This window comes from Tritonibacter sp. SIMBA_163 (genome assembly GCF_046535935.1).
GTDB classification, from domain to species: domain Bacteria; phylum Pseudomonadota; class Alphaproteobacteria; order Rhodobacterales; family Rhodobacteraceae; genus Epibacterium; species Epibacterium scottomollicae.
Window position 1 is genome coordinate 1 of sequence record NZ_JAWJBP010000239.1, and the last position, 312, is coordinate 312.

The 312-nt window shown below is 67.0% G+C and carries 1 pseudogene; it reads right to left on the bottom strand.

Annotation, left to right across the window (positions count from 1 at the left end):
- A pseudogene (gene secY, locus R0J92_RS22235) lies at positions 1-312 on the bottom strand (preprotein translocase subunit SecY); the annotation flags it as partial.

A 312-nucleotide genomic window follows, 5' to 3' on the forward strand; every position in this document is an offset into this window, starting at 1 on the left:
GACACGCCGTTGCCGATGCCACGCTCGGTGACCTGCTCACCGACCCACAGCAGGAACATGGTGCCGGCAGTCAGTGCGACCACGGCAGTGAGCACGAAGCCCATGCCCGGCATGTACACGACCGGTGCGCCGGTCGGCGAGACCTGGCCCTGCAGCGCCAGCGCGATCGAGCCGCCCTGCACCACTGCAAGCAGCACAGCGCCGATGCGCGAATACTGGGTGATCTTGCGGCGGCCGGACTCACCTTCCTTCTGCATCGCCTTCAGGGCGGGGAAGATGTGCACGGCCAGCTGCATCACGATCGATGCCGAG